This window comes from Pseudomonas sp. 2995-3 (assembly GCF_002742565.1).
Taxonomy (GTDB): Bacteria; Pseudomonadota; Gammaproteobacteria; order Pseudomonadales; family Pseudomonadaceae; genus Aquipseudomonas; species Aquipseudomonas edaphica.
This window is the reverse complement of the sequence record NZ_LJSB01000159.1, coordinates 1-369: the sequence shown is the minus strand read 5'-3', so window position 1 is coordinate 369 and position 369 is coordinate 1. Positions and strand designations below refer to the sequence as shown.

Genomic DNA, 369 nt, shown 5'->3' with positions numbered 1-369 from the left:
TTCCAATGACATGCCTAGAATCTCATCCATTTGAGAGTTCCAGTAATCTACAATCTCTTGTACACTTTCTTCTGTTTCAACAAGTTCGCTCACTCGTTGAAGTCCACCATTCACCGTTACTACTTCTTTTGTCTCTGGATCAATAGATAGATTTAGTTTTCCAACATGACTTAAATAACCTCCTGCCTGAGCAATTGGTGTTCCATTAACCATTACAGGATTATTTAAAGTCGTATGCGAATGTCCCCCGATAATTACGTCGAAGTAATCAACTGCCTCCGCAAGTGCGCGATCATCACCATATCCTATATGTGTTAACGCGATGATAACATCAGCATTTGCTTCTAATTCTTCTTGATATGCTAGTGC

1 pseudogene is annotated in these 369 nt (G+C 39.6%); it reads right to left on the bottom strand.

Annotated elements, in window-relative coordinates:
- Nucleotides 1-369, bottom strand: a pseudogene (locus tag AOA62_RS31780) (hypothetical protein); the annotation flags it as partial.